Below are 17,626 nucleotides of genomic sequence, written 5' to 3'. Positions count from 1 at the left end.
TAGTCGCGACATCGGCGCCTTTGCCGACACTCATGACGTCACAACTTGCCCCGTCGGCTCGCGCCGGCGGGGCTTTTCGCGTTTTGAGGGCTCGTTTTCGGGCGCCTTGACTCTCGCGGGGCTTGGTGTTTGTTCTCTTTCTGTTCACGTTGGAGAACGGCCATGCCCCCGACCAGAAGGTTCCGTTTCGAGGTTGTCACCGAGCGTCCCGATGGGCGTCGTCAGCTTGTTTCCCGGCATCACGCGCGTCGCCGCGCGGATCGCCGGCTGCTTCGCTTGCCGCTCTTGCCGGGGTATCGGGTTGATATTCTCGACAACGGGAAGGTCGTGCGCACAAGCTGGTGCCCGGGGCCGGCCGATCTTCCCGATATTCCGTTCTGAAGTGGGCCGCATGTCATCGTCGGGCGATTGGAAGCCCCCGACGGAGGCGACGATGCTGCGCGATTATCCGTGGGTTGTGGTCAGGATGCGCTGCCACTTTTGCCAGCGCGGCGGGGACGTGCGCCTGGCGGTTTATGCCGCGAAATACGGGCCTTACATCACCCTCGGTCGGCTCGTCGTCGAGTTCATCAAGGGTTGCCACTGGGCGCCCTGGAACCCGACGAGGCGACCGCAGAAGTACGGGATGAAATGCGGTGGCTTCTGCCCCGACCTGCGCCGGCCAGATCCTCCGGACCTGCCGCCGGGCATGCAGGGCTTGCAGATCATCGAGGGTGGGTTGAGCGAGAAGTTGCCAGCAGCGCCAGCCCAGATCGAGCGGCGGAAGCGTGTCGGCGGTGATTGAAACTGTCGGTATTTCTGTCGGTCAAAGAAAAAGGCCCCGAAGGGCCGTCGTCTCAACTGCTTGAACTATCTCGGGAAATTTTGGTCGGAGTGGCAGGATTTGAACCTGCGACCCCCTCGTCCCGAACGAGGTGCTCTACCAGGCTGAGCCACACTCCGATCCGCTGGTGGGCGGCTTATAGCCAGCACGCGGCTCCGGCGCAACAGGCTCTTTGCAGGTTGTGGAGGAATTCTTGCCGAGCGGGCAAAAGATGCGGTGGCTTGACGGTTGCGCGTCGCGCCGCCGCGTTCTAGAAGGCGCCGCACATTGGGGCGTCGCCAAGTGGTAAGGCAGCGGTTTTTGGTACCGCCATTCCCAGGTTCGAATCCTGGCGCCCCAGCCATGCATTCAGCTGAACCGTGCCCTCTGGGCGACTGAGCAGTTTCTGCGACCGTGTTTGTAGCCCGGCGCGATCCTTGGCGGAATCGCCAGTGCCGGTAGCGTCGGTCCATGGCACCCTTTGCTTCGCCGCTGCGGATACAGTCATGCCGCAGAGCGGGCTGAAGGTCGGGGGCAGCGAGCGCGCAGCAGGACTGTGCATGCGTCAGAGTCCGCGACAATGGGCCGTTGCTATGGCCCCTCGAAGGCCCCGAGGCTGACAACCTCCCCGTTCGAGGGCACGTTGGATGGCAGCCCGAGCGTGCTTCCTGCGCCGACCAGCCTGCTCCCCTTCGCCAGTCTCAAGAAGTCCGAGACCGGCAGGGAGCCGTCCGCCTGCCGGGGACCGCGCGCAATCGCATCGTCGATGGACTGAAAGTCGTTCAAAGACACTTTGAAATTCGTTGGCGAGAAGGACCTTAAGGCCGCACCGTTGCTTGCATTGTGCGATTGAGACGCAAGCTCAATGTCGAAGTCGTGCCTTCCGCCTTTTATGAAGACTATATTGTTCCGAAGCACCGTGCTCGCATTATGCTCAATGATGAAGGCGTAACCCACCTCGCTGCGCGCATCGTTGAACGAGACATTGTTGAAGATGGCCATCGGCAGCATTCCGCCATTATAGCTGTTGTCATCAAAACCGCTTGTCTTGTTGCTCCAAGAAAGGCACCGGGTCACCGTGTGGCCGCCATAGAGGCCGGTGGCGCCTGAGCGCCGCCCTCCCAGCTTGAAACCGCAGCCGTCGCCAGCCTCGGTAGGGTTGATCGAGCCGTCGGAGTTGTATCCGTTCTCGAAGGACCAGTTCTGATCGATAAGGCATGGTGAGGTGCTGAGGCTGTCCTTGGCCCGCGAGGTGTTGTAGAAGTCGAAGCCGTCGTCCGTGTTGCGCCAAGCGCGGTTACCGGTGACGATGGTGCCGGTGCTGTCGTTGAGCGAAACCGAGATCCCATCGGCATTTCCGCCCGTTGCGCCCGGCCCTCCGCCGTGATTGCCGAAGGAATCGCAATTGCGCACGATGTTGTGATCGCCTTTCCCGAGGATTCCCAGGCCGGTGCCATACTCGTCGTTGAGCCAGCCATTGTCGCGAAAGACGCAGCGCTCGATCAACAAGTTGTGATGTGTGCCGTTGACGAAGCACCCGCCCATCGGGCCATGGCGAACGGTAAGTCCGCGCAGGGTCAGGTGGGACGCATCCATGATAACAAGCGCAAACCCGCCGGCTGAATTGCGCGAAGGCCACGCCTGATACCGTTGTGTCGGGGGCCTCATTGCGGCTCCGTCGATCACGGGAACCTCGCCGGGATAGTTCTCGATGACGATCGGACGTCCCGGCTCTCCGCCGCGACCAGCGAGAAGCCATCCTTCGGCGGCGCCGTCGAAGCCGTATTCTCCCCCTCGCAGCAGGATCGTATCGCCGCCGTAGGCGTGGGCGAAGGCGCGAGGAAGCGTGGCGAACGGGCGCTGGACGGTGCCCCGCTCCGGGTCGTCGTCGTCCTCGCCGGTGGGGGCGACGTACAACCTACGGCCGGTTCCGGGCGCCTCGCTCTGGGTAGGCGCGCTTGAAGTCTTGCGGCTCAATGCCGAATCTTGGCCGAATGCCTCCAATCCATGAAGCCCTGAGGCTGCGAGGCTACCAGCGGCGAGGAGAAAACTGCGGCGAGACGCCATTGGGAAATCCTCCAGGGTCCAAAGCCGGGATCCACCGGCGGCGGCGCGTCAGGTCCCGCGTGGAACCAACCACGCAGTAGCGGGTTAACCTAACTGGCCCTTAGAATTGTTTTATTGACAGAAATCAGTTATTGTTGATTGCGGCGATGTCCATCAACCGAGGATTTCGCATGGACTCAGGTTCGTCTCGGGTTAAGTCGAAGTCTGCGATCGTAAAGAGGCAGTCATCATTAAGGATTCGCTCGAAATTTTCGGGTTTGAATACAAATTTGCTACGATCAAAACGTATTTTTCATTCATTTTCTATGTTTTATCAGGTTATTTCTAGTTTTAACGAAGAATTGATTAATTCTCATCCAAATTCTTTTGAAGATCTTATTGATAAATTCTATTTTCTTAATCTAAATAATAAAGAGCTTCGGCATCGTCTCGATAATTTCGTGCCTCTGGTGCTGTCGATCATCAAGTTGACAGCGGAGAGTAGCGCGACAGTGACGGAATTATGCGAGGCGTTGGAAGGGCGCCTTCGCGCTATCGCAAACGCTGACGTATCCACGCGAAAGGGCGTGGATCATTGCTCGTTGGAGGAGCTCGTCCGCCTTGAGCTTTCTCCATATTGCCGCTCCAATCAGTTCGACTTGATCGGGCCGTCGGTTGGGATCCGTAGCGAGCTTGCGCAGTCGTTCTCGATTATCATTCACGAACTCACGACAAATGCCGTCAAGTATGGAGCATTGAGCTGCCCAGCAGGCAGGGTGCTGGTCCGTTGGAGCGTCCAACCCATTGACAGAACCCGCGCGAGCCTGTGCCTGCAATGGCTTGAGCGGAACGGACCTCAGGCGACGGGAAGCTGCAAGCGCGGGTTCGGCACGTCAATTTTATGTGATAACGGTAAAGCGATCACCGGCGGGACCTCGACGCTGGGACTCTCGCCGGAAGGCTTGGAGTATGTCCTCACCACGACTCTGGAGCTGTAGGCTCAGTATTCCGTCGGAATAGGGGCTCCCGATCACGAACCTCACTCTTTTCTTTCAAGCCACTGCTGAGCATACAGCGCCGCGGAGGCCCTGTTCGTGGCTCCAAGCACACGGATGACCGCCGCCGCATGGATCTTGACAGTCGCCTCCGCGATGGCGAGTTCGCGCGCAATCTCCTTGTTGGACTTACCCCGCGCCAGGAGGGCGAGGACATCCCGTTGGCGGTTCGTCAGGCGGATAACTTGCGAGCGGCTGGACTCGGTCGCCTTTACCATCTCGCGCCATGAGGCAAGTCCCTTTGTAAGGGCCAAGCGCGGCGTGACGTAGATTTTCCCGGCAAGGACGTCCTCTATGCCCGCAATGATTTCCTCGTCAGTCTGAAGTTTCGAAATATAGCCGTGAAATCCGCAAGCAAGGCATTCCAGAATGTCAGTAGCGGCTTCGGACGCGGACAGCGCGACCAGATGGATGTTCCGGCAGTTTGCGCTGAGGTCGCAGAGGCCCTCGATCGGAATGCGGTGCGGCATATGCAGGTCGATGATCAGAAGATCGAGATCCGGATTTTCCTCGACTGTGGACAGGATTGTCGGAAGCGAGTCCGCTGTCAGGAGATCGGCATCGGGAAACGCGCGCTGAAGGGCCAAGTGAAGGCCCTTGCGATAAATCCCGTGGTCATCGGCTAACAGGATACGCCACATCGTCGTGCCTGGCTCCCTGGCGTCTGCGGCGCCGTCGGATCAGCACATGCCCCTCGGCCTATTATGTCGCTCATATATCACAAATTTTGGGAATTGTCGCAAGCGGACGGCCATGGCCTTAGGCTTCGGCATCTTCCCATTTGGGTGATTGAGCGACCCGAGCGAGCTGCGCCATGTCTCGGTAGCAAATGGTTTTCCGGGTCGGGAGATCGATCAAACCGCGCGCCCGGAACGCTGCCAGTGTTCGACACGCGGTTTCCATCGACATCCCCAGGTAGTCAGCGACGTCATTGCGGGGGATTGTGAAACGGAGCGCGTTTGCACGCCTGGGATCCTGCGGAAGGTGTTCGTAGATCTGAAGCAGGAACCACGCCATTCGGCTCGTGGCGCTCTTCTTGCCGGTGGCGGCAAGGAGGCAGATGGACGCCTGAAGCGCCTGGTCCGTGCCCGACGACTCGAAAGTGCTGACCTCCTCATGGCTGCGCGGCCTGAGCACACAGCGCGTGACGGCCTCCGCAGTGTAGCGTTGCAGAGCCGCAGCCTGGATAATGTCGCCAGGCCAAAAGAATGCCAGGATTTGGCGCGAACCATCGCTCCAGAGGCGCGCGGCCCGAACGGTACCCTCGACAATCTCGATGGCTTGCGGCTGTCGCTCGTCCTGCCAGAAGAGGACGGCGTTGCGAGCGAGCACTCTGTGCCGGACATCCCTCGCGCTTGGCGAGCGTTCCTCCAGCAGCGAATGAGAAGCTGTAGCGATCTGAAGCATGGTGCGACCCCTCGATCGCAACCACGGTATTCGTTCTCTCAACCCTGCCAATCGTGCAGAAGGACTACACCCAACGGTCTAGGCGTAAGCCTTCGGTCTAAGGCAAACGTCGTAGCTCGCCACTGGCGCGTTGATGAAGGGATCGCTGCCGGCGCTACCGCGAATCATGCAGGTGAAATCTTAACACAGTGTTAAACGGGGCAAACTCGCCTAAAGAGTGCGATCAAGGGGTCCCCAACAAGGGCCCGGAGGGAACCAAGCCCATAACTGAGGTGAAGCGTAGCCAACGCAACCGGGAGGAGCAGCAAATACGCGCCGCGTTCTTGTCCAGCCGCGAGGAGGGTGGCGACAGCCAGAACGCCCAGGTAGGCCAGCACAGAAATCAGGCCAAGAAGCCCCCCTGGCCACGCAATTGTGATCAGGGCGGAGCAGCCCAATGTGAGGACTAGCGCCAGCGGAGCGAAATGCCGCCAGCTAACGGCATCTGGCCTCTCCCGCGCAGCTCTGACCACCCCGATACCGTTGGCGAAATACTGCCTCCAGAGCGATCGCAGTGTCTGCCGCGGCAGGTACCAGGCCCGTATTGCCGGCGACAGGTAGAGGCCATACCCCAAGCCCTGGATGCGCGCGTTGAAGTCGTTGTCCTCCGCGCGATGCAGATCTTCCCGCAGCAGCCCCACGCGATCCACGATGTGCTTCCAGTAGCAACCGTTCCAGATCGCATCGGTCCAGCCTTCCGCGCCGTCTCGACGGAATTTCGCGACGCCTACTCCGAAAGGGCTCTTATGCGCGGCGACGATGGCACGGCCGATCAATGTCCTGCCGGCAGAAGGGCGTGCGATGGCGCCCACGCCTGCGGCGCCCGTTGCCAGCAGCGCCTCTACGCTGTTCGTCACGACATCGGGTTCATAGCGCGCATGCGCATCGAGCCGGTTTACGATGTCTCCCGTCGCCAGCTCCAGGGCCAGGTTGATGCCGGCGGCCGGTCCGCGTTTCGGGTTCCTGATCACACGGATCCTGTCATCCACTTCGCTGAGCCGCAGCAGAGCCTCGTAGGTTCCGTCTTGCGAGCAACCGTCCGCGAACCAGAATTCCACAATCCGTTCGTAATCCTGGGCGAGCAAGTCTGCCACGAGCCGGTCAAGGCAATCGATCTCGTTGTAGACGGGCACGATAACGCTGACCGTCGGGCGACACGGCGGAGGTGTGGTCGGAAGGTCGCCGATTGCGCAGCGATAGTTATGCTCGACGGCGAGCGATCTCATCATGAACACCCCCGAGGACACGGGCTCGATTCACTTCAAGGATGTTATCCTGCATCAGCGCTCGCCCATTTCGCCGCAGGCGCTCTCGAAGGTCGGGCGAGCGCACCAGCCGCTCGATCGCCCCGGCCAACGCAGGGACGTCCCGTGGAGGCACCAGCAGGGCGGTTTCTCCGTCCGTGAGAAACGAGGGAATTCCCCCTACGGTTGTCGCCACCGTTGGAAGGCCGATGGACAAGGCCTCATTGATGACCTGGGGGAGACCCTCGCTTGTGGAGGACAGGACCATCGCTCCCGCCTTCTCGTAGAGGTCGAATAGCGGTCGACCGTAGGGAACATAGCCGTGAAATGTTACCTGCGACGCAACGCCGAGTTTTGAAGCCAATCCCCGGAGTTCCTGGTCCATCGGGCCTGTGCCGACGAGATCGAGATGACAACCCAGGCCGCGCTGGTTGAGCTGCGCCAACGCCTCGAACAGGAAACGAAGGCCCTTCTCCGGTGACAGCCGGCCCACGTTGATGAGACGTTTGGGGTCGGCTCCGGCGCTGATCTTCGAGAACGTCTCGAACTGCGCCCGGTCGACGAGACAGGGAAAATGGCTGTGCACCCGGTCGCTGGATTGGCCGTAGACCTCTGTCATTTCCTTGCCGACGGTAAAGACCGTCCGGTCGCGGGCTATCCGCTTGAAGTCCCATTCGAGGAGGCGGGCAGCGAGCATCGCGGCCTGACGCTTCAGCCCGCGATGGGTGCCCATCTGCTCGACGAAGTTCTGGCGCACCATCGGGAGCACGGGGATGCCCAAAGCGATGCATTCCCGGGCGATGAGCTGGCCGATGGGGTGAGGCCCGCTGATCACGATCGCATCCCACTTGCCCGCCTCCCGACGCACAGCCGCGCGAATCCGGCGGTGCAGGCGTGGATACGTCCGCCAGAGGTGGTACAGGTTGGAGTAGAACGGCATCGCACAGAGCGAGATGGCCGATCCGTCCAGAACGTAAGGCGCACGCCCGGGGGCGGGCGCCTCCCGCCCAATGAACGTGATCTGATCGACGTGCCCGGCAAAGCTGGCCGGGAACAGGACGTACGACTCGTCAGTCGATAGCACGGGGCCGTCTCGCCAGAATACCTGGTCGAGAAAGAAGGCTAAGCGCATCGGTTTCGCCCCTCGGTTACTTCACTCGCAGAGTGACCAAAGCCTGTGAGCGATCTCGGTCGGACTTCGCGTGCGCCCGACAGCCCGCCGGGCCGCTTCGCCCACGCGTCGGCGCAGATCCGGATCGGCGACGAGACGGGAAACGTGCCGCGCCAGCTCCGACGCATCCGGCGTCGCGGTGAAGCCGGTTACGCCGTCCTCGATCAACTCACCGACTCCGTTGACACGGGTCGCCACACAAGGCCGCCCGGCGGCCATCGCCTCGAGGATGACATTGGGCGTGCCCTCGTGATCGGAGGTGAGAAGAAAGATGTCGGCGGCGCAGATCAGCTCGCGAGCATCCGGCACCGTGCCGATGAGGCGTACGATGTTATCAAGGCCCAGGCCTTCGATCTGGCGCTCGAGATCGCAACGGCAGCCGAGATCCGCGCCGGCGATGACAGCCTGCACCGGACCATCCGTTTTGACTTTGTCGATGATATCGAGAAAGCGGTCGAAGCGCTTCTGGCTCGCGAGCCGACCCACCCCTATGATGAGGACGGTGTCCTCCTGAAGACCAAGCCGGCTCCGCCACTGCGCGCGCAACGCAGCAACCTCGCTCGGGCTTGGCGCCTCGACCCCGTTCGGCACGTAAGTCGCTTTCGGCCTCAAAGCTCTGCGGCTCGAAAGCTGCTCGAAGGTGTCGTGCGAATTGCAGACGGCCGCGGAGATGCCGGCAAGGCTCGCCCAGGCCCAGACCGACCGCAAACGGGTCGGAAGATCCGCGAACATCGCATTGCGGTAGGATCCAACGCGCCGAATGCCAGTCCCTAGCAGAGCCAGACCGAAGGGGTTCGTGTAGGAAGACCAGGAGAAGAGGCAGGTCGCGCCCTGCGCCGCGCACGCGGCGCGCAGCTGCCGCATCTTGGCTACCCGATGCCCGACCAGCAGCACGACGGGAATGCCTAGGGCCCGGATGGGGCCTTCCCAGAAACCCAGTTGCCCGGAGACATAGACGGTCGGCGTCCAGCGCGTGCGGTCACAGTGGGCAAGGAACATGTAAAGCTGTCTTTCGCTGCCGCCTTGCGCAAGCTGCCCGATGAGGACCGCGACCGCCCTCGGGGCGCCGGGGCGTGCGGCAGCAGCGGTGCCGGTAAGGTCTGCAGCGTTGAGAAGGCTTCCCTGCATCATGAGAGGGCTTCCCTGGAATGTTCTGGGCGATCGGCGCCGGCTGTGGCGGGGGACCCGAAGACCGCCGGCGAGAGCGCGGCGCAGACAGCTTCGAGGCTGTGCCGGCCCCTGACATAGGCGAGCGCGCGGACGCCGATCTGATCATTCAGCGACGCACGGTGCGTCAGCAACCGCACGTCGTTGCACAGTTCGAGATCGCTTCCGCTGAGAAAGCCGATACCTTGCCGCTCGATGATGCCACCAGGATCCACTGAAAGCGAAACGACCGGCACTCCCAGACTCCACGCCTCCAGCATCGAATTCGGAAAGCCTTCTCCGCTCGAGGTGTTCACGAGGACTTTGCTGCGGGCGAGCAGCGACATCACGACATCCGCCGGCTGCGGCCCCCAATAGGTGACGTTGCTCAACAACTGTATCCGTTGCTCGAGTTCGGCACGGGCGGCTGCGGGCAGCGTCGGATCGAACCCGCCGACGACGCTGCATGAGAGGTCCGGCGCCGATGCCGCGAGATCGAGGAATCTCTCGAGACGTTTCTCCGGACGGATCTGAGCGACCCAAATGGCGTCGATCGACGCGCTCTCGAAATCTCTCGGGGCAGAGGCGAAGGACCGCACCAAATTCGGCACGCAGGTCGTCCGGCCCTGCAAGCGACGGGAAAGTCGGACCCGCTGCCCCTCGTGCTGCGCCAGGATCGCCTCGGCGCTATGAAGGCCCAAGGCGTAAAGCGGGGCGTGCAGCCAACGCTTGTAGGAATAGGCCTGCCACGGCCGGCAGTGGTCGTCGTGAGCGAGCGCGTAAATGAAGCGTGCTCGCCCGTGGAGACGGCCAAGCAGCCCTTGCAACGCCAGAAAGTCGCTCGGCAGCCGCGCATATATCACGTCTGGCGAAGCGTGCCTCAAGGCGCGCCAGAACGCTGCGATGCTCGAAGGTTTCCGCCATTGCGGCGCGGCGTCGATGCAGGTGACGGAGGCAAGTTCCCTTGGGGGACAGCGTTGGCTTCCGTCACCGTAGATCAGGCTCACCTGATGGCCGAGCTCTGCCATCGCAGCTGCGAGATGGGCCACCTGGGCCTCGGCCCCGCCAGAGGTCCGTGAATCGCCGCCGAGCACGTCGATCGAACGGCGGCCGGGCGAGAAGAAGCACCACCGCAGGCTCTGACCCTTTAACGAAGGTTGCATCGAGCACGTCTCCCGATCACATCCCGGACCCGGGTCCACTTCCCCGGCGCCATGCAGGAGGTTGTCCTCAGGCCTAAGCATGCTTCTTCATGCACCCTGCTGACCGCTGCTTCGGAGCACTCCGCTCCGTGATTGCGAGGCGGCTATCTGCGCGGGTCAGTTGATAGAGGAAGTACCTCTGAACCGAGTTGACGCGCGTCATATTCAGTTTGCTGCCGATGGCGCCTACTCGGTTGACGTCAGACAGGCTTGACCCGCTCGGGTCTGTGGCTGGCGTCGATGCGCTTCCATCCCGGAGGCGTGCAGGCGAGCAAGGCGAAGCAGAAACGATGTGCGGCATTTGCGGCTGGTTTGGACCGGCACAAGCGGCAGGCCCCGAGCTGACCGCCGCAATGACTGTGCCCCTGCAACATCGCGGCCCGGACGATCTTGGAATCGAGGGAGGAGACGGCTGGAGCCTCGGCTTCCGCCGCCTCAGCATCCTGGATCTCAGCCCCCTTGGGCATCAGCCGATGCGAAGCCCTGACGGGAGTTGCTGGCTGGCGTTCAACGGCGAGATCTACAACTATCTCGAGCTGCGCCGCGAGCTCGAGCGCGCAGGCGAGGCGTTCCAGAGCGGATCCGACACGGAGGTGCTGCTGCGATTGCTCATGCGCCTCGGGACGGGCGCGTTGCCGCTTCTGAACGGCATGTTCGCACTGGCCTTCGTCGACACGAAGCGGCGGAGCTTCCTGCTTGCCCGTGACCGGCTGGGCGTAAAGCCTCTCTACTACAGCGACCAGGACGGCCACCTGCGGTTCGCCTCGGAACTCAAGGGCTTGCTGGCTTGCCCTGACGCCCCCCGGGAGATCGACCGCTCCGCGGTGGCGCAGTACCTGGCGCTCGGCTACCTGCCGGGCGAAACCTGCATTTTCGAGGGATACCGGAAGCTGCCGCCGGGCCATGTCCTTGCAGGCTCGCTCGACCGGCCCCATGCGGCGTCGCCGGCACCATACTGGGACCTGACTCTCAACGACGATCCCGTTCGGCGACCCGCCAGCCCCGCCGAACTGGATGAACTCGAGAGTTTGCTCTTCGACGCGGTCCGCATTCGGCTCCGCAGCGACGTTCCCGTCGGTGTTTTCCTGTCGGGCGGAATCGATAGCGGCCTGGTCGCGGCCATGGCGGCGAAGACGGGACAAGCCCCGCTCGCGCTGACGGTCGGCTTCGCGGAAGAGAATTGGGACGAAAGCGCGCTCGCTCGCACAACCGCGGCCCATGCCGGGCTTGAGCACCGCGTGATCCCGCAACGCGCCGGCGGGCTCAGCGATATCGACCGGCTGGCCTGGCTCTTCGACGAACCCTTCGGCGATCCGTCCGCCTTGCCGAGCTTCACGCTCTGCGAGGCGGCAGCGAGCCATGCGACGGTGTTTCTCTCCGGAGACGGCGGCGACGAGGCGTTCGGTGGCTATCGCCGCTATGTCGAGAGCACTCGCCGGGAAGGCTTGATCCGGGCAGCCGGCCGTTTCGGCCCCGCGCTGGGTGCGGCGAGCCGCCTTTTGCCGCGGGCATCGCTCGCCCGCTACCAGCTTTCCAAGCTCAGCCTGCCGGACTGGGGGTGTGCGGCGGTTTTCGACGAGCTGCCCGACGATCCGGTGATGGACCATTATGTTCACCCGGATCTGCGGCCGCTTCTGCGGAACGCCAGCAGCCCGGTATGGGAGAGATGGCGGATGAGCCGCGGCGCTCCGCTGACGGCGCGACAGCAGAAGCTCGACTATGGCCTCTATCTTCCCGACGATGTGCTGGTGAAGGTCGATCGGGCATCGATGGCCCATTCGATCGAGGTTCGGTCGCCGCTGCTCGACGTCCGCATCGTCGAATGGGCCGCACGCCTGCCCCGCGCATGCCTGCTGGATCACGCCCAGGGGAAGCTGCCTCTAAGGGCTCTCGCCGCCCGATTTCTCCCGGAGGTTACTGGCCAGAGCCCGAAGCGAGGCTTCGGCGTTCCCCTGGGCGACTGGTTTCGTGAACCGGCCGGCCGCGCCATGGTCAGGGAAAGGCTTCTCGACCGCGGCAGCGAAGAGCTGGGGTTCTGGAGCCTGAATGGGGTGGAGCGGATACTTGATCTGCACAGCTCGGGGCGGGGCAGGGATTTTGGTCTGCTGCTGTGGCGCCTGCTCATGCTGGAAGCCTGGTGCCGCCATTATGCGGCAGCTCCAACTCAGCCTTGGCGAGCGCAGTCTCCTTTGCAGGGGGCTGTCGCGTAAGGGCATCAGGGCGTCACCTGTGCTGTGGCATCCCAAAAAACCGGCCGCTGTTCCATGAGTCCGCCTGCTCAGTGCGCTGCCGGGCGAGTGAAACGGCGGTCGGTTCTTGCCGGTGTCCAGCTGGCCGACCCCCAATCGCGATCAGGATCAAGAGAACCGCGCGAAGACAGTCTTTTTCAACGGCTCCAGATGCAGATCTGCATGATCTGGGTTGTCCGGGCGATCACCTTCTATGGTCGCTTTACGAGTGAAACGACGTAGCTGTGCTTTCCGGATTTCAGAGGGGGAATTTCCGGCAGCGTCTCGAAACTGATGTTGCATGACTGGCCCAGCAAAATCCGGAGCGAGACGGCGATCTCGTCCAAAGCGGATTGTGTCGGGGCCGTCTTCACGACCATCTTGACGACGACGTCGTCATAGTCGCGCTGGACGATCTGCGTCTTGAGAAGCCAACCGGCCTCGTGAACGACTGTGAGAAAATAGACGAAGAAGACTCCCGATACGGCCGTTCCATCCCTCAAGATAAACGCGTCCGTCTGGCGTCCCGACACCGTCTGCAATCGTTCGACAAACGGCAAGGGACCGTCCGCGGACTTGCCGACCACGGCGCGATCCCCAAGCCTGTACCTGATGAGCGGCATCGCGAAATTCGTGAGATTGGTGACGAGGACCTCACCCTCTTCTCCTTCCTCGCAGGGCTGGCCGTCTGCCTTCACGACCTCGACGAGGTTGCAGTAGTCAAACACCTCCAGGCCACCGTTCACTGTTCGCTCACCGGCAATGTCGCCAACTTCGCGGCACCCGTATCTGTTGAGCGTCGGACAGCCGAACGCGCGCGAAATCTCCTCCCTCATGAACGGGTGCAGCGTGCCCGCGCTGGTGATGACGTGTCTCACGCCGGAGACCCGGGTCTCGCGGGCATTCGCGAAGCGAGCAAGCTCGAAGGCGCTGTCCGCGTAGGCCTCGATGAGAACGGGACGATATTGCCGAATCCAATCCAGATAACGCAACATCGCCGTCTGGCTCATCTTGAAAGAGTTCGCCCATTTCTGATTGCGAACGAAGCCGCTGATCTTGTTGCGCCACCCCAAAGTACCGGTCAGCACGTCCCGATCGGACCCCCAAAGCCTGACCAGCGACTCGCCGACGTCCCTTCCGGTCCAGCCGTGATACGTCTCGGTCATGGCGATACCCATCGCGTTGTAATCCTGGTCCTGGATCACGGCGACGGGCTCTCCCGAACTTCCCCCGGAACTGTTCTTGTACCAATCCCGCGAACTCAAGTCGTCGCTCTTCAAACTCTCAGGGGAGTTCTGCAGGAAGCTCCTGGTGAGAGGCGGGACCTTCCCGAATTTCGTGAGATCGATGGCGTCACCACGCACGATCTCTTGATCGACCAGCAACTTTCGGTAGTGCGGCACGTGTCGCGCGGCGTGCCTGAGCAGTTGCGTCAGACGCTGATCCCGCAGGTTTCGCCGCGCTTCACCCGGCAGGGCATAAAACTCCGAGATCAGGGTGCGGCATCGCGGGATCGGGCGGTTCATGACGCGCTCGTCGTAGAACTTCAGCACGGGTTGACGCCAATTAATCATGTGCCCTCCGAAGTATGAGCCGCGAGATCAGCCTGCGATCGTCGGGGCGGATGATGAGGCCTATGAGTATGATCAGGTATAGTGCCGATATCGCACCAGCCATTGCCGCGAGGCCGATCCAATCGCGCGGTGGCCATAGGGCGGCAAGTGCCCTGCCAGCCAGCGCTATCCCGAGCACCGCCGCGGCTCCTCCCGCGAGCCGGGGCAGGAACGCCCACCAATCCAATCCGAGCACGCGTGCGGCGTATACCGGAAGGATGAGTGTGTTCTTCAAGGTCCAAACGATCGCCGCCGCCGCCGCGATGCCGAGCACGCCCCAGTTGGCCCAGAGGGCGAGCGCGACCGCCAGCACAATGTTCACGACGCCGAGCACTAGTGTCACCAAACCCTGCTGCTTCACTTTGTTATGCGCGGTGAGGAGGTAACCGATCGGGCGGCCCGCCAGATTCACCGCGAGGTGAGCCACGAGGACGATGAGGAGCGTGTCAAGTTCGGCGAAGTCCGGCCCGAGCCACAACGACAGGAGCGGCCGACCGAGTCCGCAGAGGAGCCCGACCGGCAGGGCCAGCCCGAAGGCGAGAAACCCGACGGCGGATTCCAGCAGTCCGCGCAGACCCGTGGAATCGCCGGTGGCGTAGCGGGCCATGATCATCGGGCTGAAAATCGGTATGACCACCTCGGCCAGCGTGTGCATGAGCACTGCGAAAGCCAGCAATGCGCCGTAACGACCGGTCATGGTCGAGCCGAACAATGCGTTCACGATGATCAGGTCGACCTGCATGAGCAGCAGCATCCCGGCCGTGTTCACCGCCGACCAGGCGCCGATATTCAAGAGCGGCCGGAAGTGGTGGGAATCCGCATCCGTGAGGCGCAGGCGCAACTGCGGCGTCAGCCGCCGCCACGCGATCACGCACCCGCCCAGGCCAAGGAGGGCGGAGGCGATCAGGCCGAGTCCGACGTGCATGAGGCTGGCCGGCCAGAAATAGAAGCACAGGGCCACGATCCCGACCCTGCTCAGGGCGACCGCGGACCGAATGGCGTTGCGGATATCGAACCGGTGAGTGATCAGGCTCGATGCGTCGAAAGGGCTGCCGACGAGGAATGTCAGGGCGGTGAAGAAGGAGCCCGCGAGCAGGAACCGCGCCGCGCCCTCGAGGTCCGGCGGCACCGCGAAGAGCTGGGGAAAGAGCCAGACCGCCGGGGCCATCGGAACCAGCAGGAAGCAACTGACCGCGACCGTCAGCATCACGGCACTGTTGAACGTTCTTTGCGCGGCGAAGAGCTCTCCACGGTTCAGATCGATCGCCAGGTTGCGGTAGATCGCACCGTTCACGCCCTCGCAGACGATCATCGCGAACATGACCAAGGAGGCCGACAGGGGGACCATCCCGTAGGCCGCCACCCCGAGATGCTTCAGCAGGAAGGGGATGTACCAGAACATGATGCCGGTATTCAGCACGACGTAAACGAGGCTGCTGCCGACATTGACGACGAACCGCCCGCTGGCCTCGTTACGCGGCAGGGCGGCTGCATGCGCGTTCATCGTCCCCTCGCTAGCCGCGGTCATGACGATGCTTCGACGGCCAGGGGCCGCGCTCCCGTGCGCTTCGATCGTCGGCCTCCTGCACCAAAGACGGGATCAGGAGCAGGGCGAACATCACGATGAGGCTGGTATGGTTTTCCAACCCTCCCCCCTTGATCCATGTGGCCCCGTACGCGGCCGCCACTCCAATCACGGTCAGATAGTATCCGTCCGGACAGGAAGGAGAGAGCAGCCAGCGGGAGCGGGATTGCACGAAACTCCATATCGCTGATCCGATCACGCAGACGTAGATGATCAATCCGACCAGACCTGTATCCACGCCGACTTCGAGAAAGGGCTGGTGGCTGGGCAGATCCATTCGATGGTTGGTCGCGCTCGTCAGCGACGCGATATAGGGGTGCAGCCTGAAGGGGCCGTTTCCGATGCCGGCGCCCAGCAGGTGGTCGCGCATGAACAGAAGGCTCGCTTCCCACAGGATGGGACGTCCGCCGAGCTCGCCCCCCTCTCCTTCGATGGCCCTTTGAATGAGTGTGTCGAAGAGGAACGGGGCGAAGAGGAACAGGCAAAGAATGACCGCGACGCCGCCGACGGCCCATTTCCGCGCGGGTCTGAAGAACAGCAGCATCAGCAACAGCAGACCGACGGAAATGGCGCCTCCTCGCGATCCGCTGAGCGCGATCAACGCCACGGCGCACAGCATGTAGGTTATCGCCAGGATGAGCATGGATCTCCGGCGAGGCCCGACGCTCCGCATGATCGGCCAAACGACCCCGGGAAGCGCCACAATCAGCATGACGCCCAGAGTGTTCTCATTCATGCCGAAACTCTTCAGGCGGGTTCCAAACACGAAACCGGTGAAGAGGAGCGTGTAGGTCCCGCACAAGATCATGAGCCAGCCCATCAAGCCCAGCATCCGCATGAAGCGGTCGACGGCCGGCAGCGACCTCACCTGATTGCAGATCAAGAACAGCAGGATAAAGCTGAAGGTCCAGGCGATCAGCTTACGGCGTCCTTCGACCAGATCTGGCGCCCAGAGCAGCGTCACGACCCCCCATGCGATGTAGAGCGCGAAGAGAAGGCAGGTGGGGTTCCATTTGATCGTTTCGTTCCCGCTCAGCACCCGGACGAGCCAGACCCCAAGAGCGGCCACGATCGCGCCGTTGCTGGCGGCCATGTAGATCCCCGCCACCTGAAGGTCCCCCGGTGGCAGCAGGAGCACGAACACGGCGAGCAGGGTTGCGGTGAGCGGGTTTCGCAGCAGCAGCAGGCCGATCGGGGCTACGACGGCCAAGCCTATGAGCATTACGGGCGCGGATGGGTTCTTCAGGATCAGGAGCGCGAGGGCAACGAGCAACAGGAGACCGGCACCGCCGATCCAGAGCGCGGCATGCACGAGCGATTGCCGCGCCGCGCGGGCCGTCATGGCGCAACCTCCCGAGGCGGCTCGCTGGTTCCGCGCGGTGTCCGACGGCGGGGCATGTCCATGGCGACGGGCAGGCTGTCGAGGGGAACCGCCAAGTCATGGTGGCGGGTCACAAGAGCGAGCGCGCGCTTGTCCGCTTTCCGGCTCATGGCGTTCCCGGCAAGTGCTCGCAGGTCGCATGCCAGCCGTGCTTCAGAGCCATTTGCGAGGCCCAGCCCATGCCGCTCGATCACGCCGCCGGGATCGACCGTCAGCGACGCGACAAGCACACCGACACTCCAAGCTTCGAGCATAGAGGTCGGAAGGCCTTCCGTATCCGAGCTTTTGACCAGGATCTCGTCGCCACGGAACATCGCTGACGCGTCGTCCGATCGGCGGAGATCAGTCAGGACGTCGCGGTTCAGCATTAGAAGCGTGCCTTCGATCTGGTCGCACGGGAGTGACTGCAGACCGGGATGCGAAGTGGTTTCAGCTCCTGCGCATGGATCATGGTACCCCATCGGCGGCCGTCGCTGCCGAAGCTGCGAATGAGATGATCGAGATCGCAGGCCGTGATGGAGACATTCTCGACGTTGCATCGTCGTAGCCAGCGCAGCAGGAACTCCAGCACAGGCTTGGCGCTGATGGGCATCGGCCGCTTATGCCGGGCACCTGCTTGGATGACAGCTTTCATCGCCGGCCTCCTCTTGCTGCGATCGGAACCCTACGTCGGTCGGGCCTGGCGGTCTTGATGAGGGTCAATTCGC

At 62.6% G+C, this 17,626-nt stretch carries 15 protein-coding genes and 2 tRNA genes; 4 read left to right on the top strand and 13 right to left on the bottom strand.

Features of this window, described 5'->3' with window-relative positions; translation table 11 throughout:
- Positions 1–211 precede the first annotated feature (211 nt).
- Positions 212–784: a hypothetical protein gene (locus AC6RIC_RS23410; protein WP_499734124.1), complete on the top strand. Its 573-nt coding sequence runs from the start codon at positions 212–214 to the stop codon at positions 782–784.
- An 81-nt stretch (positions 785–865) separates the two neighbouring features.
- On the opposite strand, the gene AC6RIC_RS23405 is transcribed toward AC6RIC_RS23410, so the two are convergent.
- Positions 866–942: transfer RNA gene (locus AC6RIC_RS23405), tRNA-Pro, on the bottom strand.
- Between the two features lie 149 nt (positions 943–1,091).
- Here AC6RIC_RS23405 and AC6RIC_RS23400 point away from each other — a divergent pair.
- Positions 1,092–1,166 (top strand) — tRNA-Gln (locus tag AC6RIC_RS23400).
- 227 nt (positions 1,167–1,393) lie between these two features.
- On the opposite strand, the gene AC6RIC_RS23395 is transcribed toward AC6RIC_RS23400, so the two are convergent.
- Positions 1,394–2,869, bottom strand: coding sequence for a right-handed parallel beta-helix repeat-containing protein (locus AC6RIC_RS23395; RefSeq protein ID WP_499734123.1), 1,476 nt, complete (start codon positions 2,867–2,869; stop codon positions 1,394–1,396).
- 170 nt (positions 2,870–3,039) lie between these two features.
- Here AC6RIC_RS23395 and AC6RIC_RS23390 point away from each other — a divergent pair, with 170 nt between their 5' ends.
- Positions 3,040–3,846 carry an HWE histidine kinase domain-containing protein gene (locus tag AC6RIC_RS23390; protein WP_499734122.1) on the top strand — a complete coding sequence of 269 codons (807 nt, stop codon included), beginning with the start codon at positions 3,040–3,042 and terminating at the stop codon, positions 3,844–3,846.
- Between the two features lie 41 nt (positions 3,847–3,887).
- On the opposite strand, the gene AC6RIC_RS23385 is transcribed toward AC6RIC_RS23390, so the two are convergent.
- The 6 genes from AC6RIC_RS23385 to AC6RIC_RS23360 all read right to left on the bottom strand — a co-directional run bounded on the left by AC6RIC_RS23385 (position 3,888) and on the right by AC6RIC_RS23360 (position 10,073).
- Positions 3,888–4,544, bottom strand: a complete 657-nt coding sequence (locus AC6RIC_RS23385) for a LuxR C-terminal-related transcriptional regulator (RefSeq protein ID WP_454658401.1) — start codon at positions 4,542–4,544, stop codon at positions 3,888–3,890.
- Between the two features lie 118 nt (positions 4,545–4,662).
- Positions 4,663–5,310: a helix-turn-helix domain-containing protein gene (locus AC6RIC_RS23380; protein ID WP_454658400.1), complete on the bottom strand. Its 648-nt coding sequence runs from the start codon at positions 5,308–5,310 to the stop codon at positions 4,663–4,665.
- A gap of 191 nt (positions 5,311–5,501) precedes the next feature.
- Positions 5,502–6,578 (bottom strand): glycosyltransferase family 2 protein, encoded by a 1,077-nt coding sequence (locus tag AC6RIC_RS23375; RefSeq protein ID WP_499734121.1) that lies wholly within the window; start codon positions 6,576–6,578, stop codon positions 5,502–5,504.
- The gene (locus AC6RIC_RS23370; RefSeq protein ID WP_499734120.1) at positions 6,550–7,725 is read right to left on the bottom strand and encodes a glycosyltransferase; all 1,176 of its coding nucleotides are present in this window, start codon (positions 7,723–7,725) and stop codon (positions 6,550–6,552) included. Before AC6RIC_RS23370 ends, AC6RIC_RS23375 begins: the two co-directional genes overlap by 29 nt.
- A gap of 21 nt (positions 7,726–7,746) precedes the next feature.
- On the bottom strand, positions 7,747–8,895 hold the full coding sequence (locus AC6RIC_RS23365) for a glycosyltransferase (protein WP_499734119.1): 1,149 nt from the start codon (positions 8,893–8,895) through the stop codon (positions 7,747–7,749).
- Entirely contained in the window at positions 8,892–10,073 is a 1,182-nt protein-coding gene (locus tag AC6RIC_RS23360; protein WP_454658396.1) for a glycosyltransferase family 4 protein, read from the bottom strand. The genes AC6RIC_RS23365 and AC6RIC_RS23360 overlap by 4 nt, the downstream gene beginning before the upstream one ends.
- A gap of 218 nt (positions 10,074–10,291) precedes the next feature.
- On the opposite strand from AC6RIC_RS23360, the gene asnB reads away from it, so the two are divergent.
- Complete coding sequence (gene asnB / locus AC6RIC_RS23355; RefSeq protein WP_499736650.1) at positions 10,292–12,322, top strand: asparagine synthase (glutamine-hydrolyzing); 2,031 nt, start codon at positions 10,292–10,294, stop codon at positions 12,320–12,322.
- Positions 12,323–12,552: 230 nt separating this feature from the next.
- Here the strand turns inward: asnB and AC6RIC_RS23350 are convergent, their stop codons facing one another.
- From AC6RIC_RS23350 to AC6RIC_RS23330, 5 genes are read right to left on the bottom strand one after another with little or no spacing between them, the layout of a single operon-like run.
- A complete protein-coding gene (locus AC6RIC_RS23350; protein WP_499734118.1) occupies positions 12,553–13,893 on the bottom strand; it encodes a phenylacetate--CoA ligase family protein in 1,341 nt (446 codons plus the stop codon).
- Positions 13,894–13,906: 13 nt separating this feature from the next.
- Positions 13,907–15,457 (bottom strand): lipopolysaccharide biosynthesis protein, encoded by a 1,551-nt coding sequence (locus tag AC6RIC_RS23345; protein WP_499734117.1) that lies wholly within the window; start codon positions 15,455–15,457, stop codon positions 13,907–13,909.
- Positions 15,458–15,467: 10 nt separating this feature from the next.
- Positions 15,468–16,880, bottom strand: a complete 1,413-nt coding sequence (locus AC6RIC_RS23340) for an O-antigen ligase family protein (RefSeq protein WP_454658393.1) — start codon at positions 16,878–16,880, stop codon at positions 15,468–15,470.
- Positions 16,877–17,287, bottom strand: a complete 411-nt coding sequence (locus AC6RIC_RS23335) for a hypothetical protein (RefSeq protein WP_499734116.1) — start codon at positions 17,285–17,287, stop codon at positions 16,877–16,879. Before AC6RIC_RS23335 ends, AC6RIC_RS23340 begins: the two co-directional genes overlap by 4 nt.
- Positions 17,287–17,553: a hypothetical protein gene (locus AC6RIC_RS23330; RefSeq protein WP_499734115.1), complete on the bottom strand. Its 267-nt coding sequence runs from the start codon at positions 17,551–17,553 to the stop codon at positions 17,287–17,289. The genes AC6RIC_RS23335 and AC6RIC_RS23330 overlap by 1 nt, the downstream gene beginning before the upstream one ends.
- Between the last annotated feature and the right edge of the window lie 73 nt (positions 17,554–17,626).

Source organism: Allobosea sp. TBD101 (assembly GCF_059817965.1).
This window is presented reverse-complemented; position numbering and strand designations above follow the sequence as displayed.

Excerpts from the sequence above, each read along its gene's own strand:
- AC6RIC_RS23345 (WP_499734117.1), bottom strand. The coding sequence starts at position 15,457 with ATGAACGCGCATGCAGCCGCCCTGCCGCGTAACGAGGCCAGCGGGCGG.
- AC6RIC_RS23385 (WP_454658401.1), bottom strand. The coding sequence starts at position 4,544 with ATGTGGCGTATCCTGTTAGCCGATGACCACGGGATTTATCGCAAGGGC.
- AC6RIC_RS23335 (WP_499734116.1), bottom strand. The coding sequence starts at position 17,287 with ATGCTGAACCGCGACGTCCTGACTGATCTCCGCCGATCGGACGACGCG.
- AC6RIC_RS23380 (WP_454658400.1), bottom strand. The coding sequence starts at position 5,310 with ATGCTTCAGATCGCTACAGCTTCTCATTCGCTGCTGGAGGAACGCTCG.
- AC6RIC_RS23395 (WP_499734123.1), bottom strand. The coding sequence starts at position 2,869 with ATGGCGTCTCGCCGCAGTTTTCTCCTCGCCGCTGGTAGCCTCGCAGCC.
- AC6RIC_RS23370 (WP_499734120.1), bottom strand. The coding sequence starts at position 7,725 with ATGCGCTTAGCCTTCTTTCTCGACCAGGTATTCTGGCGAGACGGCCCC.
- AC6RIC_RS23360 (WP_454658396.1), bottom strand. The coding sequence starts at position 10,073 with ATGCAACCTTCGTTAAAGGGTCAGAGCCTGCGGTGGTGCTTCTTCTCG.
- AC6RIC_RS23330 (WP_499734115.1), bottom strand. The coding sequence starts at position 17,553 with ATGAAAGCTGTCATCCAAGCAGGTGCCCGGCATAAGCGGCCGATGCCC.
- AC6RIC_RS23390 (WP_499734122.1), top strand. The coding sequence starts at position 3,040 with ATGGACTCAGGTTCGTCTCGGGTTAAGTCGAAGTCTGCGATCGTAAAG.
- AC6RIC_RS23375 (WP_499734121.1), bottom strand. The coding sequence starts at position 6,578 with ATGATGAGATCGCTCGCCGTCGAGCATAACTATCGCTGCGCAATCGGC.
- AC6RIC_RS23365 (WP_499734119.1), bottom strand. The coding sequence starts at position 8,895 with ATGATGCAGGGAAGCCTTCTCAACGCTGCAGACCTTACCGGCACCGCT.
- AC6RIC_RS23410 (WP_499734124.1), top strand. The coding sequence starts at position 212 with ATGGGCGTCGTCAGCTTGTTTCCCGGCATCACGCGCGTCGCCGCGCGG.
- AC6RIC_RS23340 (WP_454658393.1), bottom strand. The coding sequence starts at position 16,880 with ATGACGGCCCGCGCGGCGCGGCAATCGCTCGTGCATGCCGCGCTCTGG.
- asnB (WP_499736650.1), top strand. The coding sequence starts at position 10,292 with ATGGCGCCTACTCGGTTGACGTCAGACAGGCTTGACCCGCTCGGGTCT.